The sequence below is a fragment of the Rhodovulum sp. ES.010 genome (assembly GCF_900142935.1).
In the GTDB taxonomy this organism is placed as follows: domain Bacteria; phylum Pseudomonadota; class Alphaproteobacteria; order Rhodobacterales; family Rhodobacteraceae; genus Rhodovulum.
Window position 1 is genome coordinate 1044445 of the sequence record NZ_FSRS01000001.1, and the last position, 24565, is coordinate 1069009.

The following is a 24565-nucleotide window of genomic DNA, read 5'->3' on the forward strand; positions in this document are numbered from 1 at the left end:
CTTGGAGTTATATAGTAAATCTGACCTGCCACTGATCTTTCATCCAGCCGCGACCGGAGCCCGGTTGGTGTTTACGCCAAATGGCGCGGGTTGAGCAATCGCCCGACGCGCGGAGCTCTCATCTCGCGCAGCGGGTCGGGCGATTGCGGTGGTCAGGGTCTGCGCGTAGTCAGCCGGGGTCTGATAGCCCAAGGCCGAATGGGGGCGCTCGGTGTTGTAGTCGGCGACCCAGGCGGCGATCAGGTCGCGGGCATGGGCGAGGTTACGAAACAGCGTCTCGTTCAAGAACTCGTCCCGCATCCGGCCGTTGAAGCTCTCGACAAAGCCATTCTGCATCGGCTTGCCCGGCGCGATGTAGTGCCATTCGATCCGGTTCTCGGCGCACCACTTCAGGATCGCGTTCGAGGTCAGTTCCGTCCCGTTGTCCGACACGATCATTCCCGGCTTGCCGCGACGTTCGATCAGCGCCGTCAGCTCCCGCGCGACGCGCCGGCCGGAGATCGACGTGTCCGGGATCGCGGCGAGGCATTCGCGCGTGACGTCATCGACGATGTTCAGCACCCGGAACCGCCGCCCGCACGCGAACTGGTCATGGACGAAATCCAGTGACCAACGGGCATTTGCGCGCGCCTCGACCAGGATCGGGGCGCGGGTGCCGATGGCCTTGCGCCGCGCGCGCCGCTTGCGGACGGTCAGCCCTTCCTCGCGGTAAAGCCGGTAGATACGGTTGATCCCCGAGGGCTCGCCCTCCCGCCGGAGCAGGACGAAGAGCCGCCGGTAGCCGAACCGCCGACGCTCGTTGGCAAGCTCCCGCAATCGGCCGCGCAGTTCCGTGTCGGGTGCGCGTTGCGACCGGTAGCGGATCGTCTTCCGATCCGCGCCGGCAATCTGGCACGCCCGTCGTTCCGACAGCCCGAACCGGGCCTTCAGATGCGCGACCGCCTCGCGCTTCACGACGGGCGTCACCACTTTTTTGAAACCAGCTCGCGCATCGCGGCCAGATCCAGCATCTGCTCCGCCAGCAGCTTCTTCAACTTGGCGTTCTCGTCCTCGAGCGCCTTCAGCCGTTTGGCCTCTGACACCGTCATGCCGCCGTATTTGGCTTTCCAGTTGTAGAACGTCCCCTCCGACATGCCGTGCTTGCGGCACAGATCGGCACACTTCGCCCCGGCCTCATGCTCGGCCAGGATGCCGATAATCTGCTCTTCGCTGTATCTCGTTCGCTTCATTGTCCGTCCCCTCCTTGGGTCGGACTCTAATCGCAGGTGGAGGAAAAATCCCGTGGCAGGTCAAATCGGCTCCAGCCTCCTAACGTCTGATGAGCCCAGAACGCTGAAACTTGCACCTTGGCTAGGCTGTGGTAGTGTTATCGTCACGTCTGTTACCTCACGGTGGTGCGGATACCGATGCTTGACTACAAGCTTGTTCTTAGCTACATCTTTGATTCGATCCACGGTTAGGGCTATGACTGGGTGCTTGCGGCCAGACGTGTCGACCGCTCCTTCCCGCTCAATCTCGATAGAAACGGGCAGTTCGGTGCGCCCAATGCTCTCAAGAGCTCGGAAGTTCATCACGTCCAATACAAACTGTTTGATCGCCTCATCCCCCTTTGTAAAAAACCTTTCACGCGTGTCTGCATCAAGCTCGACCATGGACCGAAAATAGATGTCGTGTCTTTCAAAGGCCGCAGGCAACGTGCCCTTGTCAAATAGCATTAATATCGTGAAGGGGCCCCGATGCACATACTCCGACCTTGGATCAAAGCTCTCGTAGCCAATATTTTCTTCTACCCAGCGGTATTTTCTGATATCAAAAATATCTGCGAATTCACCCAATGCACGCTGACTGGGAAACTCCGTCTCATCGAGTAATACGATGTCGTAATTGTAGTTACGGCGAAAACGGTTTCCCGTTTCCATAAGAGGATGCACAACAGAACTGAAGACTGCACTGCCTGTTTCATCACCCAAAGTCGAACGCAGTGAATTTCGCACGAAAAGTTCTTTGACGATATCACTGAAGCTGTCGAGTAGCCGCTTGTTCCCAAGTATTATCCGCGTTAACCCCGCCTCAATCTGGCTTGTTGTATTTGAGCGGAGTGCGACATCCAAGATAACTCCGAGAAGTACAAACGTGGCGAGCGCGCCGGCCACGGCTGTCCTGGCTTCAACGAGCACGCCCTTTATCGTAGTGTTCGTAAAGAATGCGAGCCAATCGGGTTCTGGGACGTTTGGGTCTGAAGAAGAAAGCGGCAGGAAAAAAGTCAGCGCCAAGTAGAGCACAATGCACGCAAGCCAGGTCCAAGTAACCTTTAGAGCATTCGTAAGCCGCTCGTTGCGGTCCTCTATCTCACTTAGCTTTTCGTTAATGTCATTCACTTGCCTACCTCGGCCCACTTGGATCGTCGCCGACACTACCTTATCTCGGCAGCAATCGGGTACCCTCGGGAACGGAATCGTCGAAGTACTTCACTGAAAGCTGAAGAGCCTCGTCTACCAAATGCGAAACTAACTCTGGGAAAAGCAAAGGTTCGTCTGCTGCTTCCCACAAGAAAAATCCATACGATCCAGGAATCGGATTAATTTCATTGAACCATAGTTCTCCTGTATTGGTATTATAAAGAAAATCAATTCTTGGAGCACCGCGACAGCCAAGCGCAACGAACGATTTGCAAGCGAAATCCCGAATTTGATTATGTAGATCTTCAGAGATTTCCGGGTTAATGTCTCTCGTCAAGGAGAGCATACCCTCACTCGGGAGAAAGTCGCCCTTTCTTCCCCCGCCAGAAGACAAATACTTCTCTTTAAAATCTAGTAACTCTGCGGAAGTCTTGGGACGTTCAATGGCGGAAAGCTTCGCGCTCCCATTTCTCCAAATAATTGCGACGTTGAACTCGATAAGATTCTGAACCTGGGGCTCTATGAGGACCATGGTGTCTTCTCGCAAGACCTTCTCGACAGTAGACGTTAGCTGCTCGCGATCCTTTACTAGGCCAACGCCAATACTTGACCCAAGATGTACTGGCTTCACTATAAGTGGAAGTCCGAGCCTCTCGATAATATCCAGGGGGTCGAAGTCGCCGCTCCGGAGTTGCCTTCTCGAAACAACGCTTCCGTCGACAACAGCTACTCCTGCATCTTTCACTATTGACTTAGTTACATCCTTCCGCATCGCCATCGCTGAGCTGGCAGCATCGAACCCTGTGACCGGAAAACCTAAAAGTTCAAAAAAGGCTTGGATCCGACCATCTTCGCCGAACGGGCCATGGAAAACCGGCAATACACAATCAACAAGCGCAATCCGCGACCCGTCCAGCCTACAAAGTTCGGGCCCTTCATTCGCCCATCGAAAGGTCACCTCCTCAAGGGCAGGCGGGCGTGGGCGATAGTTTCTAAGGTCTCGAAGCTGGCTACCGAAAAAGAACTTGTTCTCAAATCCGACATAGATCGGAATTACATTCAAACTCTCGACATCCGCAGCATCCATCAACTGATGGGCGCTGACAACGCTAACGTCATGCTCCTGGCTTGCCCCACCAAAAAGTACGGCAACATTCAGCTTTTCTTTCATCCTGCAGCCTGTCTTCTCGGTCTCCTGCGCTGAGCACCGGTACACTACCGACCCGAGCGATACCATATCTTGCTTCTAGGCTCGTGGCCTGCCACAAGAGAGCCATGACATCAATATGCTACACCAGAATCGGTGCTCTGGGCGCGCCGCCGGTAGTCTTCTTGCATGGATGGGGGAGAACCGGAAGGGATTTCATACCTGTAGCCGAGGCGCTTTCGAGGGTTGCTGACTGCTACCTGTTGGACCTGCCCGGCTTCGGCAGAAGCCCACGGCCGGAGGCGGCATGGTCGACCGTCGACTATGCCCATAACGTCGTGTCATTCTGCAGTTCAGAGCTTGGCATTCGCTCAGCTATCTGGGTTGGACACTCCTTCGGCGCACGGATCGGTCTAAGAGCCGCTGCCAACACTCCCGAAAACGTTAGCTCTCTAGTTGTTGTTGCGGGGGCCGGCATCAAAAGAAAGGTGTCCTTTTATCAAAAAGTTCGAAGTGGATTTCGCTCCCGCCAATTCAAATTCCTTAGAAACCGAGCTGGCACTGAGGAGGAACTTTTGGCCCTCGAAGGGCGTTATGGTAGCCCCGATTATGTTGCCAGTCGAACCTTGGGGCTTCGGGATATCTTTTTAAAGACAATCTCGGAGGACCAAACACCACACCTCGCAAAGATAAAATGCCCAACAGTTCTATTATACGGAGGAAGGGACACTGAGACTCCACCTGAAATTGGCAAGCGTATCTCGGCGGCCGTACCCAAATCCAGGTACGTTGAATGCCCAGAGTACGATCACATATCAATTTTAGACCGAGGGAGGCACCAGATTGCACTCACAATCAAACGCAAACTGAAGAATTTGGAGTGCTGATGCCATGTTGAGTCCATCTCTTTTAGTCCTAGTCGCGTCTGTCGCGGTCCTCTGCTTCGTCCGCCTCAGGACTTTGCTGACATATTTTCAGCAAGAAGAATATGACTCGTTTCGGTTTATCAACTCTGTTGTGAAAATTCGACTCTTCGACGTTAGAGCCACTATCGCGCTCGTTACAGCCTTTTTGATCGCGCAAACAGAACATTCGTATATTTCATTAATTGCGAACTTGGCTTCAGCAGCGTCAATAGCCTTTATCGCAATTAGCGAGTATAGGTATAAGTTTAAGAAGCCGCTTGTATTGACAGAAAGAGCTAGGAGAATCTTTTTCCTGTCTCTGGTCGTTTCAGCGGCCTCTCTATTGGGGGCACTCTGGGGACATCTCGGCTTAATTTTGGCGATCCATAGCTGGCCCGTGACGCTTGTACTTGCAAACGCGTTGCTGGGGCCACTTCAGCGCTCAATTAACGAGGCATTTATCCGAAGCGCCAAGGAAAAACTCCAAAGAATGGATCCGGTTAGAATCGGTATAACGGGATCGTTTGGTAAGACGACCACAAAATATTTTCTCGCAGACATACTTGAATCTATCGATCCGGTCTTCGTCAGTCGAGGCAGCGTAAATACAAAGCTTGGATTGACTCGGCATATTCGCGAACGACTTCAGTGGTCACATCGCTTCTTTATCGCTGAGATGGGCGCCTATGGAGTTGGGTCCATCAAATCTCTTTGCCGTTTTGTTGAGCCTTCCTTTGGTATCGTAACTGCGATTGGGGATGCTCATATTGAACGATTTGGGAGCGTTGAGAACATTGCGAAAGCGAAAGCGGAGCTTCCGGATTATATATGCGCTCGTGGCGGTGTCGTCGTGGCAAGCGCGGAAGTCTTGAAGTATGAGCCATTTCGAGCCCTTAAGGCGCGATATCCGGAAAAATTTCTAACGGTAGGTGAGGATGAGGTATCAGACGTTAAGATCGAAGAGGCTCATCTGAGTGGCCTTGTTTGGCAAATTCGACTGAGGTCGGATGTCGGTGGAGCACCATTCAATATTGAGTTTGAAAACCCCGTTCTCGGCAAACACAATATTTTTAACTCGGCGCTTGCGGTGACTCTTTCTGCAGTCATTAACACTGAATCTCTAGACAGAGTTCCTTTCGTCACAAGGGATTTTGAGCAGATACCACATCGTCTTCAGAGACGCGAAACGGAGGGTCAATCCCTTATTTTGGATGACTCCTTTAACTCCAACGAGTCTGGCTTCCGAAATGCGGTCTCCATACTTGTCGAACTCGCAAGAAGCCGAGGCGGGAAGGCTATACTGGTTACCCCTGGAATCGCAGAACTTGGGGTGGAGCACGCTCGCGTGCACAGCAGACTTGGAGAGTACTGTGCCAAGAATTGCGACCTTGTACTCGTTATAAACCCTGAGAGAATTCCTTCATTTGTTGAGGAGCTGAACTCGTCGAATGCTGCCTGGGAAGGTTTTGAAACACTTTCTAGGGCTAGAGATAAATTGGCCAGAATCTCCGCTCCTGAAGATGTTATACTTTACGAGAACGACCTCCCCGATCTGCTCGAGGTGAAGAGACTTCTTTGATTTTCACCAGTCGATCAAATCGAGCGGGTAGGCCCGGTCATAGATCGCGGGCCAGCCCTCCTGCGCATCGAGATGCTCGAACCCGTCGCGCCAGTCGGAGAGCGGCATGTAGTTGTCGATCCCGACGAAATCGACGTTGTGACCTGCCACGGGATTTTTCCTCCACCTGCGATTAGAGTCCGACCCAAGGAGGGGACGGACAATGAAGCGAACGAGATACAGCGAAGAGCAGATTATCGGCATCCTGGCCGAGCATGAGGCCGGGGCGAAGTGTGCCGATCTGTGCCGCAAGCACGGCATGTCGGAGGGGACGTTCTACAACTGGAAAGCCAAATACGGCGGCATGACGGTGTCAGAGGCCAAACGGCTGAAGGCGCTCGAGGACGAGAACGCCAAGTTGAAGAAGCTGCTGGCGGAGCAGATGCTGGATCTGGCCGCGATGCGCGAGCTGGTTTCAAAAAAGTGGTGACGCCCGTCGTGAAGCGCGAGGCGGTCGCGCATCTGAAGGCCCGGTTCGGGCTGTCGGAACGACGGGCGTGCCAGATTGCCGGCGCGGATCGGAAGACGATCCGCTACCGGTCGCAACGCGCACCCGACACGGAACTGCGCGGCCGATTGCGGGAGCTTGCCAACGAGCGTCGGCGGTTCGGCTACCGGCGGCTCTTCGTCCTGCTCCGGCGGGAGGGCGAGCCCTCGGGGATCAACCGTATCTACCGGCTTTACCGCGAGGAAGGGCTGACCGTCCGCAAGCGGCGCGCGCGGCGCAAGGCCATCGGCACCCGCGCCCCGATCCTGGTCGAGGCGCGCGCAAATGCCCGTTGGTCACTGGATTTCGTCCATGACCAGTTCGCGTGCGGGCGGCGGTTCCGGGTGCTGAACATCGTCGATGACGTCACGCGCGAATGCCTCGCCGCGATCCCGGACACGTCGATCTCCGGCCGGCGCGTCGCGCGGGAGCTGACGGCGCTGATCGAACGTCGCGGCAAGCCGGGAATGATCGTGTCGGACAACGGGACGGAACTGACCTCGAACGCGATCCTGAAGTGGTGCGCCGAGAACCGGATCGAATGGCACTACATCGCGCCGGGCAAGCCGATGCAGAATGGCTTTGTCGAGAGCTTCAACGGCCGGATGCGGGACGAGTTCTTGAACGAGACGCTGTTTCGTAACCTCGCCCATGCCCGCGACCTGATCGCCGCCTGGGTCGCCGACTACAACACCGAGCGCCCCCATTCGGCCTTGGGCTATCAGACCCCGGCTGACTACGCGCAGACCCTGACCACCGCAATCGCCCGACCCGCTGCGCGAGATGAGAGCTCCGCGCGTCGGGCGATTGCTCAACCCGCGCCATTTGGCGTAAACACCAACCGGGCTCCGGTCGCGGCTGGATGAAAGATCAGTGGCAGGTCAAAGCCTGCCTCGCCCCGCTTCTCGATGAGGTAGCGGACAAGAGCATCATGCCTATGATCTCCAAGAGTTTTAGGCATGGACGCCCTATGCTGCTGCACTGGGCGCGTTGACTATATCTCAAAACTAGGTATCTAAAATCTGGATATTGAGCGTCTTTGCTGTCCAGTTCAGCGCTGTGCCGGGGCGCATGTCAGTCTCACCATCGGAGCGCCCCATGACCCTCAACAACAAGTCACCAGACCACCACATCGCCTACGGTGCTGCGACCGAAGGTGTGGCGGCTGCAAGTGCCAGCCTTGGTGTGATCGGGCGATATTGGTGGAACCTGCAAATGCAACTCTTGGTCGCCACCGGCACCATGCGGTTATTCCGGGCTTATTGGTGGCTGTTTCTCGTTGCCGGTTTCTTGCTCTTGGCTTTTGTCATGCCCCTGGGCGTTGCTTTCGTGGTGAGCGCCTTTTGCGCGGGCGCAATGAACCCGAAAGCGGAAGACAACTTCATTGTGCCGCTCAGGCGCGAAGATAACGAGCCTATGGGTGAGCCTGCCGCAAATGAACCCGATGTAGCGTCTCAGTCTGACGATTTGGGGCATGTTCAAGATGCGGCGGCTATTCACCACCTTGGGTATCTCAATGCAATAAAGCGCGAAGTGGACGACAGAGAGTTTGCAGCCTCCGCGCTTGGTGCATTCGACGGAACGCTGCAAGCATGTCGCCTTCGGCTATCTGACCTTGATATGCACACCAACGGCGCTGCGTTCATCCTCGCCCAACTGACCAATCTTGAGCGCATTGACATTGACAGTGTTGATCCTGACTGGATTGCAGAAGTTACTGACGAAGCGATGACTTCCAGTGCACTTGAAGCGATCCGCGACGAAGCTGGCCGTTTTGCCTACAAGGCGGAAGGGGCCATGCGGTTTGGCCCCACTCCTTCATCCTGATCCTTTGCATGTGATTTATGCTGTACGGCTACCGTGCGGTGATTCTCTCAATCGCGTCCTTCTTCTGGGCCAGCGTGTAGCCCTCGCCAAAGTACCCATCGGTCACGGTGTCACGTTCATGCCCAACGATCTCTTGCACAAGTGACAACTCGACACTGGCTTGCCGCATCCGGGTAATGGCTGTGTGGCGCAGGCTGTGGAAGACAAGGCCGTCTTCCTTCATTTTCAGTCCGGGCAGAAAGGTGTTATTGAACCAGCGGCCCAGATTGCGGCCATAGCCTTCCTTGTCGTTGTGCGAAAACGACATGAACAGGCGCGGTTGCTTTGCGGAGCCTTCGACCCATTCGAGGAAGCCAAGCCGGATCAACTCCGAATGGACGGGCACCCGGCGTTTGGCGGCAGGCGATTTCAGGCTTTTCTTCTCACCGTCTGCGTTGATGTCGATGTACCAGATGCCGCCTTCATTCCGAATGTCAGACGGTACCAGTTGCGCGACTTCCCGCAACCGTGCCCCGGTGAACATCGCCAGAAGTGTTCCCCACTTGTGATCGTCTTTCTTGACCAGTCCGAAGCGGTTTTCCGTCAACTCGACATAGAGGCGTGAAAGCTGTTCCTTGCGGTACGCCTTGCGCTTCTCTGCGGCTTGCTTGGCCTTCGCAACCTTCATGCCGTCGAACAGCTTGTGGGGCGCGCGCCCGTGGCGTTCTGCCCAGTCCCAGAAGCGGCGGAACATGTCGATGTAACTGTTGACGGTCTTCACGCCCATCTTGGGCAAGCCGGGAACGGCGATGGCGTCCTGCAAACTCAGGTCGCGGGTTTCGGGCTTGGTCTTGCGGTTGGCGGGCAGGGCTTGCACCAGCTTCTTCATGTCAGCGGCGTCTTGGCGGCTGATCTGGTCCATCGGGCGGTCAGGTCCGAAATGCCCCACCAGCAGGGCAAGATAGGCATCCGCCTTGTTCCGCATCTCCTGCGACCATTGCGGCCCATGCTCGGCTTTGAAATCCGCGATGGCCGCGCTCAGAGACGCGGAGCGGGCCTGTGACGGCTTCGGCAGGGTCTGGGCATGTTCGGTGAAGGAATAGCCCTCAAGGCTCTCGGCGCGGCTCAGAAGCTCTCTGATCTGGTCACGTCGGGCCTTGCGCATCTCGTGGCGCAAGGACGGGGCATTCTCGGCCCATTGCGCGTCTGTGAGGCCCGCTGAGGCTCGGAAGGCGTCCGGGTCAAGGAACATGTCCGACAGATCGTCATGGCCCTCTGCGGCGTCCTCATGGGCAGCGAGTTCTTGACGCAGAGCGTCAAGGGACCGATCCGGCAGGCCGGTATCGTTCAGCTTCTCAACATACGCATCCAGCGAAGCCGCGAAGTAGCTTCGCACCATCTCGCGCATCTCGTCTTGCCTGAGCCTCGCCAATGCCTTGTTATCCCGAACCAATCTCCCGCATGATGCAAGATGGCGGGCCAGATCGCCAGCCCGATCTGGGCACTTGGTGCGAAGGGAAATCCTGACGGTGCGGCGGCTTTGGCGGTCTGGGGAAGGCAAGGGCCAGCGGAAATAGTAGACCCCGTGGCGCGATGGCGAAAGGAAGGCGGACAGTTTCATGGGCGTGGTGCTCCACTTTGTGTCGCACTTGCCTGTCCAACTCTTAAGTCATTGATCTATATAGAAATGGCGGAGAGACAGGGATTCGAACCCTGGAGACGGTTTCCCGCCTACACGCGTTCCAAGCGTGCGCCTTCGACCACTCGGCCACCTCTCCGTGCACGGTTTCCTACCCTCGGCCGGTGTCCCGATGCAAGAGCGGTTTTTTCTAACGCGCCGGCCTAGCCCCCGACGAGCAACGAGACGCGCCGGTTCTGTTTGCCCTTCTTCTCAATCTTGCCAAGCGTCACCGTGCCGATCTCGCCGATGCGGCGCACATGTGTCCCGCCGCAGGGCTGCAGGTCGACCTGCGTTTCTTCCTCACCGATCCGGATGAGCCGCACCCGTCCGGTTCCCATTGGCGGGGTCACGGACATGGTCTTGACGAGGCCCGGATTGGCTTGGAGTTCCTCGTCCGTGATCCAGTCTTCGGTCACGGGCAGGTCGCGGGCCACGAGATCGTTCAGCGCCGCTTCCAACGCGGCCTTGTCCTCGGGCGCGTCGGGCATATCGAAGTCCAGCCGCCCCTTCCCCGCTCCGATCGCCCCACCCGTGACGGGCAAGGGGATAACGACCGACAGCAGGTGGAGCGCGGTATGCACACGCATGTACCGGTAGCGGCGCTCCCAGTCGAGCACCTGGGTGACCGGTGTTCCAACGTCCGGCCGCGGCGCAGCCTCCGCCGGCAGCAGCACAATTGCCTCGCCGTCGCCCTTGCGGGTGTCCGTCACCTCCATCTCTCCATCGAGCCAGACAAGCCGGCCGGTATCGCCCGGCTGGCCGCCGCCCTGGGGGTAGAACAGCGAGGCCGAGAGCACCACGCCGCCGTCAGGCGTGAGCCCGGTGACGATCCCTGGCGCCTCGCGCAGATAGGGGTCGGATCGGTAGAGCGTTGCCGTCATCGTCCATCTCCTCCTTCGCCGCCGCCATCGCTGTCGCCGTCCCCCTGCCCGAAGTCGTCTTCGGTCAGGTGCGCCGCGCCCGACGCCTGCGCGACCGGAGCAGCATTCCCGCCCCGCCGAAGGGTCTCGGGGTTGCGCAGCCAGATATCGCGCTGCGCGAACGGAATCTCCAACCCCTCCTCGACGAAGCGGCGGGCCATCTCGTGATACAGATCGTTCTGGACACCAAGTATCTGGTTCACATCGCGCAGGATAACGCGCAGCTCGAACTCCAGTGCGTCCGCACCGAACCCCTGGAACACGACCATCGGCGGCGGGTTGATGATGACCAGCGGATGCGCCTCTCCGATCTCCAGCAGAATCTTCTCCACCAACCGGGTATCCGTGCCGTAGGCGACGCCGACCTTCACGATCAGTCGCCCCGTCAGGTTCTGCTTGGTCCAGTTGGTCACCGTGCCCGAAATCAGGTCGGCATTGGGCACGATGACATCGGTGCGGTCGAAGGTCTGGATGCGGGTCGAGCGCACCGAGATGTCCTGCACGGTGCCCATCGTGCCGCCGACCTCGATCCAGTCGCCCTGGCTGATCGGGCGTTCGATCAGAAGGATGATGCCCGAGATGAAATTCGACACGATGTTCTGCAGGCCGAAGCCGATCCCGACCGAGAGGGCGCCGGCGACGATGGCCAGCGACGAGAGGTCGATGCCGGCGGTGGTCACCGCGATTACAAGCGCAAGGAAGATGCCGACATAGCCCAGCATCGACACCAGTGCCGTCTGCCCACCGGGGGCGATCCTGGTCTTGGGCAGGACGGTGGAGCGAAGGGTGCCCTGCACCAGCCGGGTCAGCGCATAACCGATCGCGAAAATCACAACGAATGTGAGGAAATCGCTGGGCGAGATCCGCTTGCTGCCCAGCATGAAGCCTTCGGTGAAACGCGCCCAGATCTCGGTGAGGTCGGCAACCCGGGCACCCCAGATCAGTGCCAGGAACGGCAGCGCGACCACCGCGAGCGCCATGCCGATCAGCACCGGGAGCAGTGCATCTGCGGAGGCCTCGTCGTCGCCTTGGCCGGCGAGGAAGTTGTAGACATCTCCAACGAAGCGCTGCAGCACCAGCAACAGGCCAAGCAGCGCCAGCGTGAGGATCGGCGGATAGGTCAAGAAATCGGCCGCATCCTTGTAGCCAATCGCGCCCAGCACCGGCCCGAGCACGCCGAACACAACCGAGGCGCGCCCGACAAGCCCGACGATGCGACTGCGATAGGGCCGCTCCTGTCCGTCGGGCCGCGGCACCCGGCTTTGCGCGATCAGGAGTTGTCCCACGCGAAGAAGCAGGAGCCCGCCCGCCACGACCAGCGGGAAGCCGAGCACTGCCTGGGCTTCGTCGTCGAACCCGCCGAACTCTCCCAGCGCGGCGAGCGTTCCCGCCAGCACCACGACGACCCCCATGCCGCTGGCGTGAAACCGCGCCTCGGCCATCCGATCGGAGGGCAGGTCGAACAACGGATGGCTGACGCCATGGTCGGCGAAGACGCGGCCACCCAGCCAGCGGGCCGCGAAGAAGGTGAAGCCGAGGACAGGCAGGACGACCAGCACTTGCATGCCACGCTCGCCCGCAAGCCCGGTGCTGGCAAGGGCGGCCGTCAGCAGGAGAATACCCAGAGCGGGCACCGCGATCTGCCCGAGCGAGACCAGCGAGCCGTAGACGGCCCGGCCACGGCCCCGCCCCTTTTCGACCAGGCGCGCGGTGAGCATCATCACCCAACGCCGGCCGCGCGCGAGCAAGACCCCGGCCATGACGAGGAACAGCAACGTCACCGGCAGGTCCTCGCGCAGGCTCGCCCGGCGCGATGGCGTGTTCCAGCCCGTCGCCAGCTCGCCCATGATCTGGGTTCCGGTATCTTGCAACGCGGCCAGTGCGTCGGGCCAATGCGACGGGTTTAGAGGCGACGGCCCGAGTTCCAGCAGACGGCTGGCCTGCCGCTCGCGAATGACCGAGTCGATCTCGCGGATCAACCCGTCGGCACGGCTATGCGCCTCAACCGCCTTCAGCCCCGGCGCCTGCAACTCGGCAAGTTGGGCGTTCAACGCGGCCCGACGCTCGGCGATCTCCGTGGGTTCGGTCTCTCCCTCGGCCGGCGGTGGCCCAAGCGCCGATATCTGGTCGCGTAGGGTCTTGATGCGCGCGCTGTTGATGTCCTGTGCCGAGAGGAACCGGGTGCGCCACTCGACCAATTGGGCGCGTAACGCCTCCAGCGCCTGGTTCGAGGCGCGACCGGCTTCCAGTACCTCCTCCGCCCGGGTCGCGACTTGTTCCCAGACCTGGTAATCGGGCGTGCCCTCGTCCGTCCGCGGCGTCGCCGCCGCGGTCGAACCGTTTTCGGCCTGCGCGGGCAGCGGCTGGGCGAGCGGGCCGAGGCTCGCTGCGGCCAGCAGCAGGATGACGGCAAAGTGGCGCAGGATATGGGTCATTCGAAGACCTCCGGAAGGGCACGTGGCGGGACCGATAGGCGGTCGGGCACCGGCAATCCCTTCTCGCGCAGAAAGTCGGCATTGAAGAGGCGTGACTGGTAGCGCGTGCCGTAGTCGCAAAGCACCGTGACGATGGTGTACCCGGGACCCATCTCGCGCGCCATGCGCATGGCCCCGGCGACGTTGATGCCAGACGACCCGCCAAGGCAGAGTCCTTCACGATCGAGCAGGTCGAAGACGATCGGCAACGCCTCGTCATCCGGCACGCGGCAGCAGAAATCCGGGCTAAGCCCTTCGAGATTTGCGGTGATCCGGCCCTGTCCGATGCCCTCCATGATCGAGGAACCCTCCGCCTTAAGCTCGCCAATGGTGTAATAGCTGTAAAGCGCCGCGCCCTCTGGATCGGCGAGGCCGATCTTCACGCCCTTGGGCTGCAGGGCCATCGCGACGCCCGCGAGCGTGCCGCCCGACCCCACGGCGCAGATGAAGCCGTCCACCCTGCCCCCGGTTTGCTCCCAGATCTCGCGCGCCGTCGTCTCGACATGCGCCTGGCGGTTCGCCGTGTTGTCGAACTGGTTCGCCCAGACCGCGCCCGCGGGGTTGCTCTCGGCCAGCCGCTTGGCGAGGCGTTCGGAGTAGCGCACGAAGTTGTTGGAGTCGCGATAGGGTTTGGCCGGCACCTCGACCAGCTCAGCCCCGGCCAGGCGCAGCATGTCCTTCTTTTCCCGGCTCTGGGTCTCGGGGATCACGATCACGCTGCGGAAGCCCTTAGAGGCCCCCACCAGCGAAAGCCCGATGCCGGTATTGCCTGCGGTGCCCTCGACGATGGTGCCGCCGGGTTTCAGCGCGCCCCTTGCCACAGCGTCGCGGATGATCCAGAGCGCGGCGCGATCCTTGACCGACTGGCCGGGATTCATGAACTCGCACTTGCCGAGGATCTCGCAGCCCGTCGCCTCGGACGGCCCCGCAAGCCGCACGAGCGGCGTGTTGCCAACCAAGGCCGATAGATCGTGCCGGATGTCCATACTGCACTGCCTCCCGTTTGAAATAGTGCTACGGGGGCAGGCGCTGGAACTCAACCCGACGTGCGCAGCCGCTCGCGGTTCCGTGCGAGCCAGAGAAGCGTCAGGATCAGCGGCGCGTTGCCGATCTCGCCGGTCTCGACCAGGTCCATCGCGCGGTCGAACGGCACGACATGGGCGCGGATATCCTCGCCCTCGGCGGCGAGCCCCCCCAGTCCGCCCGCATCGTCGGGCAGGTTCGCTTCGCCGACGAAGGAATAGATGAACTCGGTCTTGGCGCCTGGCGATGGGTAGTAGCCATAGACCGGATGCAGCCGGCCGACCTCGATGCCGGCCTCCTCCACCGCCTCGCGGCGAACGGTGCTCTCGGGTGTCTCGCCCGGGTCGACCAGTCCCGCGATGGCCTCGACAGACCAGCATTCGCTATCGCCGCGCCCGTACGGTCCGGCGCGGAACTGCTCGATCAGCAGCACCCGGTCGCGCGGCGAGTCATAGGGCAGCACCGTAGCGGCGTCGGCCGTGAAGAAGGCCGCGCGGTTCAGCGTCGGGCTCCAGGAGCCGTCGAAGCGGCGGTGGCGGAAACCATATTCCTCGACGGCAAAGAAATTGGCATAGGGCTGCGTGCGGCGGAACTCCTCGACATCGTTCGGCCGCGTGGGCCGGCGCAGCGTCGTGGGGGACGGGGCGCGCGCCCGGACGCGGGCACCGGCGCGGGCGAGGATCATCCGGTAGCGGCGGCGATTCACCTCCGGCTCGCGGTCCGGAAAGCCCAGCATCACCTCGTCAGCGGCGAGTGTCGCGATATCGCCCCAGCGCGCGGCCCACTCGCCAAGATCCCAAGGCGCCCCGGGCCGCAAGCCGGCATCCCGCCCGTGCAGATAGGCATGCGCCTCGTACGGACCATCCGTGGTCTCGACCGTCACTCGCCCCAAGGTGAACCCGTAGCACCCCTCGTAGTAGTCGAGGCGCGCCTGCGCCGCGGGCGTCACGCCGTCAAGCACGATGCCGTCGGCCACCGCCTCTGCTGCTTCGCGCAACATCGGAAAGTTGTCGCCTTCGGCCCAGTGGGCGGCGTGCCCGTGCAGCCGCGCCGGCCGCGGGCTTAACGCCGTTTGCGAAACGCCCAGCACGCGGGCGAGCAGCGGCACATGGCGAAGCGTGCCGTAGAAGAACAGCCGGTCCAAGCGCCCCCCTTAGTTCCAGCGATGCGACGCCCATTCCACGGCCATCGCCGCAACCACCCCGCCGACCAGCAGGATGCCCATGACCGCGGGCTCGGTTACGACCATCAGCCCGTATTCCCCTATCAGTTCCATCATGCCGGTCAGCGCGTCCATCGTGTCGTCGTAGCGCAGGTCGGTGGCGCGCTGAAGCATCTCGTAGATCGCGTGGAAAAGCAGCGCATAGACCAGGAAGACGGCCGACGTCCGCAGCCCCGCGGTGACCGCTACCCCATACCCCTCCCCCGCAAGCCGGCCCATGACGAACCAGCCCGCGAGCCCCCCGATCGCCGTGTTGACCTCTGCGAAGTAGCCCAGATCGGCGCCTTCGGGGAACAACGGCACCGCCGCGTCAGACGCAAACCACGCCACTGCGGCATAGCACAGGAACGCGACAAGCTTGGCGGCTGTGGGCATGGATCAGGCGGGTCTCGTCACGGTGAACTGTGTCACGTCGCAGTTTCCGCTGTGGAAGGTCGCCGCGCAAGAGGTGAGGTACATGTTCCACATGCGCCGGAACCGCGCATCGAAGCCGAGGTCGGCGATCTCGTGCCAGCGCGCGTTGAACGTCTGGTGCCAGCGGCGCAGGGTCTGGGAATAGCTCTCTCCGAACTCGACGGACCGCGTCACCTCCAGGTCTGCGGCGCGGGCCAAGTCGCCAAGTATGGTGTGGCTGGGCAGCATGCCGCCCGGAAAGATGTATTTCTGGATGAAATCCACGCCCTTGCGGTAGATCTCGAAGCGCCGTTCCTGAACGGTGATAATCTGCAGGGTCGCGCGGCGTCCGGGCTTGAGGCAGGCGCGGAGCGTGCCGAAATAGGTGGGCCAGTACTTTTCCCCCACCGCCTCGAACATCTCGATCGACGCGATGCCGTCATAGCGGCCGGTTTCGTCGCGGTAGTCCTGGAGCTTGATCTCGACGCGGTCCTGCAAGCCCGCGCGCCGGATCCGCTCCACCGCGTAGTCGTGCTGTTCCCGGCTGATGGTCAGGCCAGTGACCTTCAGCCCGCGCTGACCCGCGGCATACTCGGCGAAGCCCCCCCAGCCGCAGCCGATCTCCAGCACATGGTCGCCGGGGCCGACGCCCATCTCGTCGACCATCGAGGAATATTTCAGCTCCTGCGCGGCTTCGAGGCTTTCCTGCCCGCTGCGGAACAGCGCCGAGGAATAGGTCATGCTCTCGTCGAGCCAGAGCGCGTAGAAGTCGTTTCCGAGGTCGTAATGCGCGGCGATGTTGCGCCGGGCCTGCCGCTTGGTGTTGCGCTGCAGCCAGAACCGGAACTTCTCGAAGGCGCGCACCAGCCCCTGGCCCGGGAATCCGTCGTAGATCTCGTCATTGTCGGCATGGACGAGATCCATGAAGGCCATCAGGTCGGGCGTCGACCAGGCCTCGTCGAGATAGGCTTCGCAGAAGCCCAGATCGCCCTCGCGGATCAGCCGGGCGAAGACCTCGTCGTCATGGATGTCGAGTTCCGCCACCGGCCCCGGCCCCCGGCCCTCGGCCCGGAACCGCCGCCCGTCGGGCAGCACGAAATCGAGCCGGCCGTGGGCCATGTTGCAGGCCACGTCGAACACCTGCGCGAAATAGCGTGGCAGGTCGGCCTGCCCCTTGGTACTTGTCAGGATTGTCATCCTGGCTCCCTCGTTCCTGTCGATATTCATGGCAAGACCCGCAGGGCGGCGCAATGCCCTCACGCGGGCCGCGTCTCGTAGGCGGCCAGCGCACGCTTGCGCCCTGCATCGACCGCCACGACCGGTGCGGGATAGGGCGCGTCCGGCGACAGCCCCCAACAGGCCGGCACAGCCTCGAAATAGGACAGCGCCGTTTCGGTGGGCCGGTCCCTGCCTTCGGCGATCCAGGCGCGTCGGTAGGCGCCGTCAGGGTCGAACTTTTCGGCCTGGGTTTCCGGGTTGAAGATACGGAAATAGGGCGCGGCGTCGGGGCCCGAGCCCGCCACCCATTGCCAGCCCATCGCGTTCGAAGCCGCATCCCAGTCGATCAGGTGATCTTCGAACCATTTCATCCCGATCTTCCAGTGGGTCATCAGGTGCTTGGTGAGGTAGGAGGCCACGATCATCCGGGCGCGGTTGTGCATCGTGCCCGTGACGTACATCTGGCGCATGCCGGCATCGACAAGGGGAATACCCGTGCGCCCGCGTTTCCAGGCGGTGGCCTCGGGGCTGGCGCCATCTTGCGACCAGGGAAAGGCGTCCCAACCCTCGCGCCAGTTACGGGTCGCGATATACGGGCTGTGCCACATAAGATGCCAGGCGAATTCGCGCCAGACCAGTTCCTTGAGAAAGTGTTCGGCGCCGGGCTTGCCCTCGTCCATCGCGCGCAGCCCTGCATGCCAGCAGGCGCGGGCCGAGATCTCGCCATAGGTTAGGTTTTCGGACAGGCCAGAGGTGGCATAGGCCGCCGGAAAGTCGCGCCGGTCCTTGTAGTCGGCGATCCTGTGGGCGGCGAAGGCCCCAAGCCGGCCCTGGGCCGCCTCCTCTCCGATCACGGCATGGCGCGCCACCACCGCCGCGCCCCGGCGCATCGCGGCGCCCATGCGCAAACGGCCGATCTCGTCGCTGTCAGGCCAATGATCGGGACGCGGGATCATGCCCGGGGCCGGGGTGGGTTCGGGCACGTTCCGGGTGCGCACCGTCTTCCAGAAAGGCGTGTAGACCTTGTAGAACTCGCCCTGGCCGGTCTCCACCGTCCAGGGTTCGAACAGGAGGAAGCCCGGCACCGAGCGGACTTCAATGCCGTCCGCCTTCAGCGCCGCCTTCACTGCCTTGTCGCGCGCGACGCCGTCGGGGTCATAGGCGCGGGTCCAGACGACCGCGCCCGCGCCCGTCTCGGTGATCAGCTTGCGCAGAACTTCCAGCGCCTCGCCCCGGCGCAGGATCAGACGGGAGTTGCGCGCCGACAGCGCCCGGCCGAACGCCTCGATCCCCTGCCCCATCCGCCACTTGGACGCCGCGCCGAGGCTGGCGATCTGCGCGTCGTGGATGAAGACAGGGATCACCGGGCGGCCCGAACCGCACGCCACGCCCAGCGCGGGGTTATCGCTCAGCCGCAGATCGCGGCGCACCCACCACAGGACTGGCGAGGCATCGGACATGGACCGCTTTCTCCTTCAAAGCTCGCTATCTAGCGCGGAGATCAGGCGGTCAACCTCTTCGGGTAGCGTGTAGTGCACGAGGCTCAGGCGCAGGACGCCGCGCGCCGGCTCCACCCCCATCGCCTTCAATAGCCGCCCGGCGTAGAAATCGCCCCCACCCGCGAGAATGCCATACCGCGCCAGCCGCGCCGCCGCCTGCCGCCCGGGTTCCGACAGCGCGATCGAGACCGTGGGCAACCGCTCGGCCTTCACTCCGCGGGGACCAAGCACCCTCAGCGCCGGCCGACCCGCAAGGTAGTCCATCAAAGGTGCGAGCAGCGTCCGCTCCTGCGCTCGGATCAGTTCGGAGACCTTGTCCGACCGGCCCCGTGCATCGCGCCCGCCCAGGTAATGGCGCTCGTACAGCGCGTCGATATAATCCGAGATGCCGGCACAGGCCGCCACCTGCGCATGGTCCGGGCCCGCCGGGTTGAACCGCTTGATCGTGTCCTCGCCGTTGAAGCAATGGCCCTGGTTGGGCAACTGGTGTGCCAGTTCGCGCCGCATCACCATCACGCCCTGGTGGGGGCCGTAGGTCTTGTAAGTCGAGAACAGGTAGATGTCGGGCCCGAGCCTGCGCATGTATGGCAACCCGTGCGGTGCGTAGCTGACCCCATCGACGCAGGTCAGCGCACCCACGTCCCTCGCCATCCGGCAGATCGCGGGAACGTCGTTGATCTCGCCGAGGATGTTCGAGGCGTGCGGAAAGCACACCAGTGACACCTTCTCGTCCAGCAGGGGCGCAAGGGCCTCCGGGTCGAGACGTCCACAGGAAGGGTCGACCGCCCATTCCCGCAGGTCCAGCCCGCGTGCCTCGGCTATCCGCCGCCAGGGGCCGGAATTCGCCTCGTGATCCTGGTTCGTCACAACGATCGCCGCGCCGTCGGGAAGCCAGTCTCCGAAGGCGCGGGCCAAAACATAGGCGTTCGCGGTGGTGGACGGGCCGAAATGCACCTCGTCCCGCGCCACGCCAAGGTGTCCGGCCAGACGCATGCGCGCCTCGTCCATCTCCTCGCCGGCCAGTTGCGAAGTGGCGAAGGCGCCGTAGGGTTGAACCTTGCGTTCGTTGTAGAAGCGGTGCAGCCGCCAGATCACGTAGCGGCAGGTGTACGACCCGCCGGCATTCTCGCAGAACACCTTGTCCCGCAGGTCCTTGTGCCGGAAGGCCGGAAACTGATTGCGGACAAATTCGGCATCGAACGCAACCATCTGGGCTCCGGCGGGCAATCTGCGAGTAGCGATCCCTCTTTAGACGGGGCGCGATCCGATTGCAAAGCCTTGAAAGGCAAGGCAATCGCGCTATCGCGCCCCGCTTCGTGCCGCGCCGGGCTCAGCGCTCTTCTGACCGGAGCCCCATGTAGATCGCCCAGCACATGAGCAGTAGCACGATGGTGAACGGCAGACCCGTCGAGATCACCATCGCCTGCAGAGCCGAAAGCCCGCCGCCAATCAGCAGCACGATGGCCACCGCCCCCTCGAAGGTGCACCAGAACACCCGCTGCGGCACCGGCGCGTCGATCTTGCCGCCCGCGGTGATCGTATCGATGACCAGCGAGCCGGAGTCCGACGAGGTCACGAAGAACACGATCACCAGCACGATCGCGATGACAGAGGTGATCGCGGCCAGCGGCAGCCCCTCGAGCATCGCGAAGAGCGACATCGGCGGGTTGTAGGCGTCGATCACCTGCGCCTTGACCGTGCTTGCATCCGGGTTGCTCAGCACCTGCTCGATCGCGGTTCCGCCGAAGACCGCCATCCACAGCACGCAGACGAGGCTCGGGATCAACAGCACGCAGATGATGAACTCGCGCACCGTGCGGCCGCGGCTGACGCGCGCGATAAACATGCCGACGAAGGGCGACCACGAGATCCACCAGGCCCAGTAGAACGTCGTCCAGCCGTGCATGTAGCCGGTATCTTCACGCCCGAACGGGTTGGACAGCGCCGGCAAGTCCTTGCCATAGGCCACGAGGCCCGCGGCGAAGTCGGTGAAGATCACCAGCGTCGGACCGACCAGGAGCACGAACAGCAGCAACAGCGCGGCCACGGTCATGTTGATCTCCGACAGCACCTTGACGCCGCCATCAAGGCCGCGCAGGACCGAAACCAGCGCCACCGCAGTGATCGCGGTGATCAGGATGACCTGCACGGTAACGTTTTCGGGAATCCCGAAGACGTGGCTCAGACCGGCATTCGCCTGCTGCGCCCCGAAGCCCAGCGAGGTGGCCAGGCCGAACAGCGTGGCGAAAACCGCGATCGTGTCGATGATGTGGCCCCACCAGCCCCAGACACGCTCGCCCAGGATCGGATAGAAGGCCGAACGGATCGTCAGCGGCAGACCTTTGTTATAGGTGAAGAGCGCCAGCGCCAGAGCCACCACCGCGTAGATCGCCCAAGGATGCAGTCCCCAGTGATAGATGGTGGCCGCCAGGCCCATTTCGCGCGCGGCCGCGACGTTTTCGGCGATCAGTTGCCCGTCCTCGTTAAAGGGCGAGGGCACGCCCAGCGGTGCCGAAACCGCCATGTGGTAGACCGGTTCAAGCACGCCGAAGAACATCAGCCCGATGCCCATGCCGGCCGCGAACAGCATCGCGAACCAGCCTGCGTAACTGTAGTCGGGCCGGGCGTCGCGCCCACCGAGCCGGACGCCGCCCACTGGCAGCACGATCAGCGCGAGGCAAAACAGCACGAACAGGTTCGCCGCGCCCATGAAGAACCAGTCGAAGGTCGACGTCAGGAACGGCCTCAGCCAGCCGAAGATGTCGGCCGCCTGGCCGGGCAGCGCCAGCGCGTAGAACACAAAGGCGACGATGGTCAGCCCCGAGATCATGAAGACGGGGTTGTGGATGTCGAATCCGAAGGGGCCGAGGCTCCCTTCGATATTGTCCTGACCGATCTCGTAATCGGTCTCGATGAGGTCCGCGGGCCCTTCGGGCGCGGGGATCCCCGGTTGGGTGGTTTCGTCTGTCATTGGTCTTGGTCCCTCCGCTTGCGCCCGGGACGGGCCCGGGCCGGGCGATCAGTCCTCGTGCTCGCGCACCAGCATGATCGAGGAGTGGGTGTGAAGCGCGAGCTTGCCGCCGTGGGACGGCCAGAGATAGTCGCCTAGGTTCGGCATGTGTGAGCCCATCACCACGAGATCGGCCTCGAGTTCCTGCCGCGCCTCGCGCAGTGCATGGTCGAGGTCGACCGCAGGGTCGTGGCTGACCACGCTCTTGGAGCGCGCGTCATGCCCGTATTTCTGCCCCTGTTCCGCCGCGAAATCCGCGAGCTTGCGGGCGAACTCCTCGGGACTGTGCGCCACCTTCGATGGCTGCGGCGTCGTTACGGCGACATAGGTCGCCGGGATGTCATAATGGCGCGCGAGGTCCGCCGTGACCTCGAGCGCCCGTGAAAGTCGGTCGACATGGCACAGGTCGACCGGAGCCAGGATGTGTTTGAACACGTCGCTCTCCCCTGTTGGGGCGCCCGGTTCGCGACGACGACGCGCCGCCACCGCCCGTTCCGGACGCGCGTACTGGTTCTTGCGGGGAATTCTCAGAAAGTGTTCGCGCCGTTCCCCCATGGCGAGCGTATCGGGGAATGCCCCGCCGCACAACCGCGCAACCCCGCGGCCGCCCATGTGGCCCGGTTCGCGAACGCACACGTGTTGACGGTCGACAATGATCTGCACGCGTCGATGCCGCAAAATCCCCGCCTCCGACATGGAATGGAGCTAGGGAGAGAGATCATACGGACCCATCTGACCCTGGCGGGGCTTTGCCTGTGCCTCGCCCCCGCCGTCGCCCCGGCCCAATCGTCCGACATGGCGGCGCGGGCCGCCGCGATCGAGGCCGGAAAGCAGGAATACATGCTGGCCTGCGCCGGATGCCACGAAGACAGCGGCAAGTGGGATGGCCCGATCGCCGCGATGCTGGAGATCGAGACGCCCGACCTGACCCGGATCAGCGAACGGATGGGCGGCACCTTCCCGGTCGGCAACACGCTCCTGCTGATCGACGGGCGCGAGACCTTGCGCGCCCATGGCGGCGAAATGCCGGTCTGGGGCGACAGGTTCCTGGCGGCAGCGCAGGACCGGGCCGGGCCGGATGCGACAGCCGTCGATGCGGAACTGGCCGGTCTCGGCCGGACCCTCGCATTGGTCTACTACCTGGAATCGATCCAGCGGTGACGGGACGCCGACGGTGCCATGCGGCCCCGCCGAGCCGCGTGCGAGGTCAGGCGTTCACGTCCACCACGACCCGCCCCTGCACCTGCCCCTTCAGGATCGCGGCCCCGAGATCAGGCAGATCGACCAGCGTCGCCGGGCGGATCATCGCTTCGAGCTTCTCGATCGGAAGGTCGCGCGTGAGGCGGTCCCAGGCGCGCACGCGATCCTCGTAGGGACGCAGCACGCTGTCGATCCCCAGCAGGTTGACGCCCCGCAGGATGAAGGGCGTGATCAGCGCGCCCTCGATAACGGCCCCGCCGGCGAGACCCACCGCGGCCACGGAGCTGCGATACTTCATCTGCTTTAGGACGCGCCCCAGCATCGCGCCCGCCACCGCGTCGACGCAGCCCGCCCAGACCTCGCTTTCAAGGGGCTTCTTCGTGACCTCGGTCAGCTCGTCCCGGGGCACGATCCGCGACGCGCCGAGCTCGCGCAGGTAGGGCTCGGTCTCGGGCCGGCCGGTTACTGCGGCGACCTCGTAGCCGAGTTTGTCCAGCACCGCGACGGCCACGGAGCCGACGCCGCCCGCGGCGCCGGTCACCAGCACCCCGCCCTGCCCCGGCGCCAGTCCGTGATCCTCTAGATCCATGATCGCCAGCATCGCGGTGAACCCGGCCGTGCCGACCGCCATAGCCTGGCGCGTGGTCAGCCCCTCGGGCAGCGGGACCAGCCAGTCGGCGGCGACCCGTGCCTTCTGGGCATAGCCACCCCAGCGCGCCTCGCCCACGCGCCACCCGGTCAGGATAACCTTGTCGCCAGGCTTGTAACGCACGTCGGCGCTTTCCTCGACCGTGCCGGCGAAATCGATCCCCGGAACATGGGGGTAACTCTTCACCAGCCCGCCGCCCGGTCCGATGCAGAGCCCGTCCTTGTAGTTCAGGGTCGAGTACTCGACCCCGACCGTCACCTCTCCCTGCGGCAAGCGGCCCTCGTCGACCTCCTGCACGCCCGCATGGGTCTTTCCGTCTTCGTCCTTTTCGACAACCAGCGCGTTGAACATCTTCTCGCTCCCTCGCATCACCCGACGAGGTCGGGCATCATCAACAGATCGGTGGGCCCCGGATCGGTCCCGGCTGCGGTCAGCATCGCGTGGACCTGGCCGCGGTGATGGGTCTGGTGGTTGAACATGTGCACGACGCACAGCGCGCGCGGCATGTTCAGTTCGCGCCCCGTAGACGAGGACCGCCAGCTTAGATCGCCCCGCAGGTCAGCCCCCGAAAGCCCCTGCACCCAGCGGCTGATCCGTGCGTCGGTGATCTGGCGTTTCGACCGGAGATCGGCCCAGTCGGCAACAAACCCCGAACTGTCGCCAAGCACCACGTTCGGCGCCTCCCAGCCATCGAGCCGCGACATCCACATGTGATCGGCCCAGAGCAGATGCGCGAGCGTGCCGTGGATCGAGCCCCAGAACGCGCCACGATCGGCGGTGCGCGCCTCCAAGGGCAAGGCCCCCGCCGCCTCGATCGCCGCGCGGTTCTGCCAGCGATTGTAGCGCGCCATTACCCGGCACCACTCGGCCGTCACCAGAGAGTCGCCCATGGCCGTCCTCCACCGTTTGCCGCC

Annotated in this window: 21 protein-coding genes, 1 tRNA gene and 1 pseudogene; 5 read left to right on the plus strand and 18 right to left on the minus strand. The window is 62.5% G+C overall.

Translation table 11 applies throughout. The features are described from left to right. Positions 1–39 precede the first annotated feature (39 nt). The 3 genes from BUR28_RS05225 to BUR28_RS05235 all read right to left on the minus strand — a co-directional run bounded on the left by BUR28_RS05225 (position 40) and on the right by BUR28_RS05235 (position 3570). A protein-coding gene (locus BUR28_RS05225; protein ID WP_139307446.1) for an IS3 family transposase occupies positions 40–1229 on the minus strand; the annotation gives its coding sequence in 2 pieces (ribosomal slippage) (positions 40–977 and positions 977–1229; 1191 coding nt in all). Positions 1230–1289: 60 nt separating this feature from the next. Next, on the minus strand, positions 1290–2378 hold the full coding sequence (locus tag BUR28_RS19275; RefSeq protein WP_139307490.1) for a hypothetical protein: 1089 nt from the start codon (positions 2376–2378) through the stop codon (positions 1290–1292). Between the two features lie 40 nt (positions 2379–2418). After that, on the minus strand, positions 2419–3570 hold the full coding sequence (locus BUR28_RS05235; protein WP_074219163.1) for a D-alanine--D-alanine ligase: 1152 nt from the start codon (positions 3568–3570) through the stop codon (positions 2419–2421). A gap of 104 nt (positions 3571–3674) precedes the next feature. On the opposite strand from BUR28_RS05235, the gene BUR28_RS05240 reads away from it, so the two are divergent. Next, the gene (locus BUR28_RS05240; RefSeq protein WP_074219164.1) at positions 3675–4433 is read left to right on the plus strand and encodes an alpha/beta fold hydrolase; all 759 of its coding nucleotides are present in this window, start codon (positions 3675–3677) and stop codon (positions 4431–4433) included. A gap of 229 nt (positions 4434–4662) precedes the next feature. Next, the gene (locus BUR28_RS05245) at positions 4663–6030 is read left to right on the plus strand and encodes a Mur ligase family protein (protein ID WP_175566902.1); all 1368 of its coding nucleotides are present in this window, start codon (positions 4663–4665) and stop codon (positions 6028–6030) included. A gap of 27 nt (positions 6031–6057) precedes the next feature. On the opposite strand, the pseudogene BUR28_RS19920 reads toward BUR28_RS05245, so the two are convergent. After that, a pseudogene (locus BUR28_RS19920) lies at positions 6058–6171 on the minus strand (glycoside hydrolase TIM-barrel-like domain-containing protein); the annotation flags it as partial. A gap of 61 nt (positions 6172–6232) precedes the next feature. On the opposite strand from BUR28_RS19920, the gene BUR28_RS05260 reads away from it, so the two are divergent. Together BUR28_RS05260 and BUR28_RS05265 are read left to right on the plus strand one after the other, a co-directional pair. After that, positions 6233–7422, plus strand: a protein-coding gene (locus tag BUR28_RS05260) for an IS3 family transposase (protein WP_139307446.1) whose coding sequence is annotated in 2 segments (ribosomal slippage) — positions 6233–6485 and positions 6485–7422 — 1191 coding nt in all. Because the reading frame shifts where the segments join, the coding sequence is not laid out codon by codon here. Positions 7423–7654: 232 nt separating this feature from the next. Beyond that, the gene (locus BUR28_RS05265; protein WP_139307491.1) at positions 7655–8383 is read left to right on the plus strand and encodes a hypothetical protein; all 729 of its coding nucleotides are present in this window, start codon (positions 7655–7657) and stop codon (positions 8381–8383) included. Between the two features lie 28 nt (positions 8384–8411). On the opposite strand, the gene BUR28_RS05270 is transcribed toward BUR28_RS05265, so the two are convergent. From BUR28_RS05270 to BUR28_RS05325, 12 genes are all read right to left on the minus strand, one after another. Next, a complete protein-coding gene (locus BUR28_RS05270; RefSeq protein ID WP_074219167.1) occupies positions 8412–9983 on the minus strand; it encodes a site-specific integrase in 1572 nt (523 codons plus the stop codon). A gap of 67 nt (positions 9984–10050) precedes the next feature. Beyond that, a tRNA-Ser gene (locus tag BUR28_RS05275) sits at positions 10051–10140 on the minus strand. Positions 10141–10204: 64 nt separating this feature from the next. Then, on the minus strand, positions 10205–10924 hold the full coding sequence (locus BUR28_RS05280; RefSeq protein WP_074219168.1) for an alanyl-tRNA editing protein: 720 nt from the start codon (positions 10922–10924) through the stop codon (positions 10205–10207). Continuing rightward, on the minus strand, positions 10921–13398 hold the full coding sequence (locus BUR28_RS05285; RefSeq protein ID WP_074219169.1) for a DUF3772 domain-containing protein: 2478 nt from the start codon (positions 13396–13398) through the stop codon (positions 10921–10923). Before BUR28_RS05285 ends, BUR28_RS05280 begins: the two co-directional genes overlap by 4 nt. After that, entirely contained in the window at positions 13395–14423 is a 1029-nt protein-coding gene (locus tag BUR28_RS05290; protein ID WP_074219170.1) for a cysteine synthase A, read from the minus strand. The genes BUR28_RS05285 and BUR28_RS05290 overlap by 4 nt, the downstream gene beginning before the upstream one ends. 50 nt (positions 14424–14473) lie before the next feature. Beyond that, entirely contained in the window at positions 14474–15604 is a 1131-nt protein-coding gene (locus BUR28_RS05295; RefSeq protein ID WP_139307492.1) for an NUDIX domain-containing protein, read from the minus strand. 9 nt (positions 15605–15613) lie between these two features. Then, the gene (locus BUR28_RS05300; RefSeq protein ID WP_074219171.1) at positions 15614–16057 is read right to left on the minus strand and encodes a TrgA family protein; all 444 of its coding nucleotides are present in this window, start codon (positions 16055–16057) and stop codon (positions 15614–15616) included. 3 nt (positions 16058–16060) lie between these two features. Continuing rightward, positions 16061–17272, minus strand: coding sequence for an SAM-dependent methyltransferase (locus BUR28_RS05305; RefSeq protein ID WP_074219172.1), 1212 nt, complete (start codon positions 17270–17272; stop codon positions 16061–16063). Positions 17273–17331: 59 nt separating this feature from the next. Next, the gene (locus BUR28_RS05310; protein ID WP_074219173.1) at positions 17332–18753 is read right to left on the minus strand and encodes a cryptochrome/photolyase family protein; all 1422 of its coding nucleotides are present in this window, start codon (positions 18751–18753) and stop codon (positions 17332–17334) included. A 15-nt stretch (positions 18754–18768) separates the two neighbouring features. Further along, positions 18769–20001, minus strand: coding sequence for an aminotransferase class V-fold PLP-dependent enzyme (locus BUR28_RS05315; protein WP_074219174.1), 1233 nt, complete (start codon positions 19999–20001; stop codon positions 18769–18771). 121 nt (positions 20002–20122) lie between these two features. Next, positions 20123–21763, minus strand: a complete 1641-nt coding sequence (locus tag BUR28_RS05320) for a BCCT family transporter (protein ID WP_074219175.1) — start codon at positions 21761–21763, stop codon at positions 20123–20125. 48 nt (positions 21764–21811) lie between these two features. Further along, the gene (locus tag BUR28_RS05325; RefSeq protein WP_074219176.1) at positions 21812–22237 is read right to left on the minus strand and encodes a universal stress protein; all 426 of its coding nucleotides are present in this window, start codon (positions 22235–22237) and stop codon (positions 21812–21814) included. Positions 22238–22501: 264 nt separating this feature from the next. Here BUR28_RS05325 and BUR28_RS05330 point away from each other — a divergent pair, with 264 nt between their 5' ends. Further along, positions 22502–22963 (plus strand): cytochrome c, encoded by a 462-nt coding sequence (locus BUR28_RS05330; RefSeq protein ID WP_254813690.1) that lies wholly within the window; start codon positions 22502–22504, stop codon positions 22961–22963. Positions 22964–23009: 46 nt separating this feature from the next. On the opposite strand, the gene BUR28_RS05335 is transcribed toward BUR28_RS05330, so the two are convergent. Next, positions 23010–24002: an MDR family oxidoreductase gene (locus BUR28_RS05335; protein ID WP_074219178.1), complete on the minus strand. Its 993-nt coding sequence runs from the start codon at positions 24000–24002 to the stop codon at positions 23010–23012. 17 nt (positions 24003–24019) lie between these two features. Further along, positions 24020–24541: a DinB family protein gene (locus tag BUR28_RS05340; protein ID WP_254813691.1), complete on the minus strand. Its 522-nt coding sequence runs from the start codon at positions 24539–24541 to the stop codon at positions 24020–24022. Positions 24542–24565: the final 24 nt, after the last annotated feature.

Coding starts and splice junctions, on each gene's coding strand:
- BUR28_RS05235 (WP_074219163.1), bottom strand. CDS start 3,570: ATGAAAGAAAAGCTGAATGTTGCCGTACTTTTTGGTGGGGCAAGCCAG.
- BUR28_RS05240 (WP_074219164.1), top strand. CDS start 3,675: ATGACATCAATATGCTACACCAGAATCGGTGCTCTGGGCGCGCCGCCG.
- BUR28_RS05265 (WP_139307491.1), top strand. CDS start 7,655: ATGACCCTCAACAACAAGTCACCAGACCACCACATCGCCTACGGTGCT.
- BUR28_RS05270 (WP_074219167.1), bottom strand. CDS start 9,983: ATGAAACTGTCCGCCTTCCTTTCGCCATCGCGCCACGGGGTCTACTAT.
- BUR28_RS05280 (WP_074219168.1), bottom strand. CDS start 10,924: ATGACGGCAACGCTCTACCGATCCGACCCCTATCTGCGCGAGGCGCCA.
- BUR28_RS05285 (WP_074219169.1), bottom strand. CDS start 13,398: ATGACCCATATCCTGCGCCACTTTGCCGTCATCCTGCTGCTGGCCGCA.
- BUR28_RS05290 (WP_074219170.1), bottom strand. CDS start 14,423: ATGGACATCCGGCACGATCTATCGGCCTTGGTTGGCAACACGCCGCTC.
- BUR28_RS05300 (WP_074219171.1), bottom strand. CDS start 16,057: ATGCCCACAGCCGCCAAGCTTGTCGCGTTCCTGTGCTATGCCGCAGTG.
- BUR28_RS05305 (WP_074219172.1), bottom strand. CDS start 17,272: ATGACAATCCTGACAAGTACCAAGGGGCAGGCCGACCTGCCACGCTAT.
- BUR28_RS05310 (WP_074219173.1), bottom strand. CDS start 18,753: ATGTCCGATGCCTCGCCAGTCCTGTGGTGGGTGCGCCGCGATCTGCGG.
- BUR28_RS05315 (WP_074219174.1), bottom strand. CDS start 20,001: ATGGTTGCGTTCGATGCCGAATTTGTCCGCAATCAGTTTCCGGCCTTC.
- BUR28_RS05320 (WP_074219175.1), bottom strand. CDS start 21,763: ATGACAGACGAAACCACCCAACCGGGGATCCCCGCGCCCGAAGGGCCC.
- BUR28_RS05330 (WP_254813690.1), top strand. CDS start 22,502: ATGGAGCTAGGGAGAGAGATCATACGGACCCATCTGACCCTGGCGGGG.
- BUR28_RS05335 (WP_074219178.1), bottom strand. CDS start 24,002: ATGTTCAACGCGCTGGTTGTCGAAAAGGACGAAGACGGAAAGACCCAT.
- BUR28_RS05340 (WP_254813691.1), bottom strand. CDS start 24,541: ATGGGCGACTCTCTGGTGACGGCCGAGTGGTGCCGGGTAATGGCGCGC.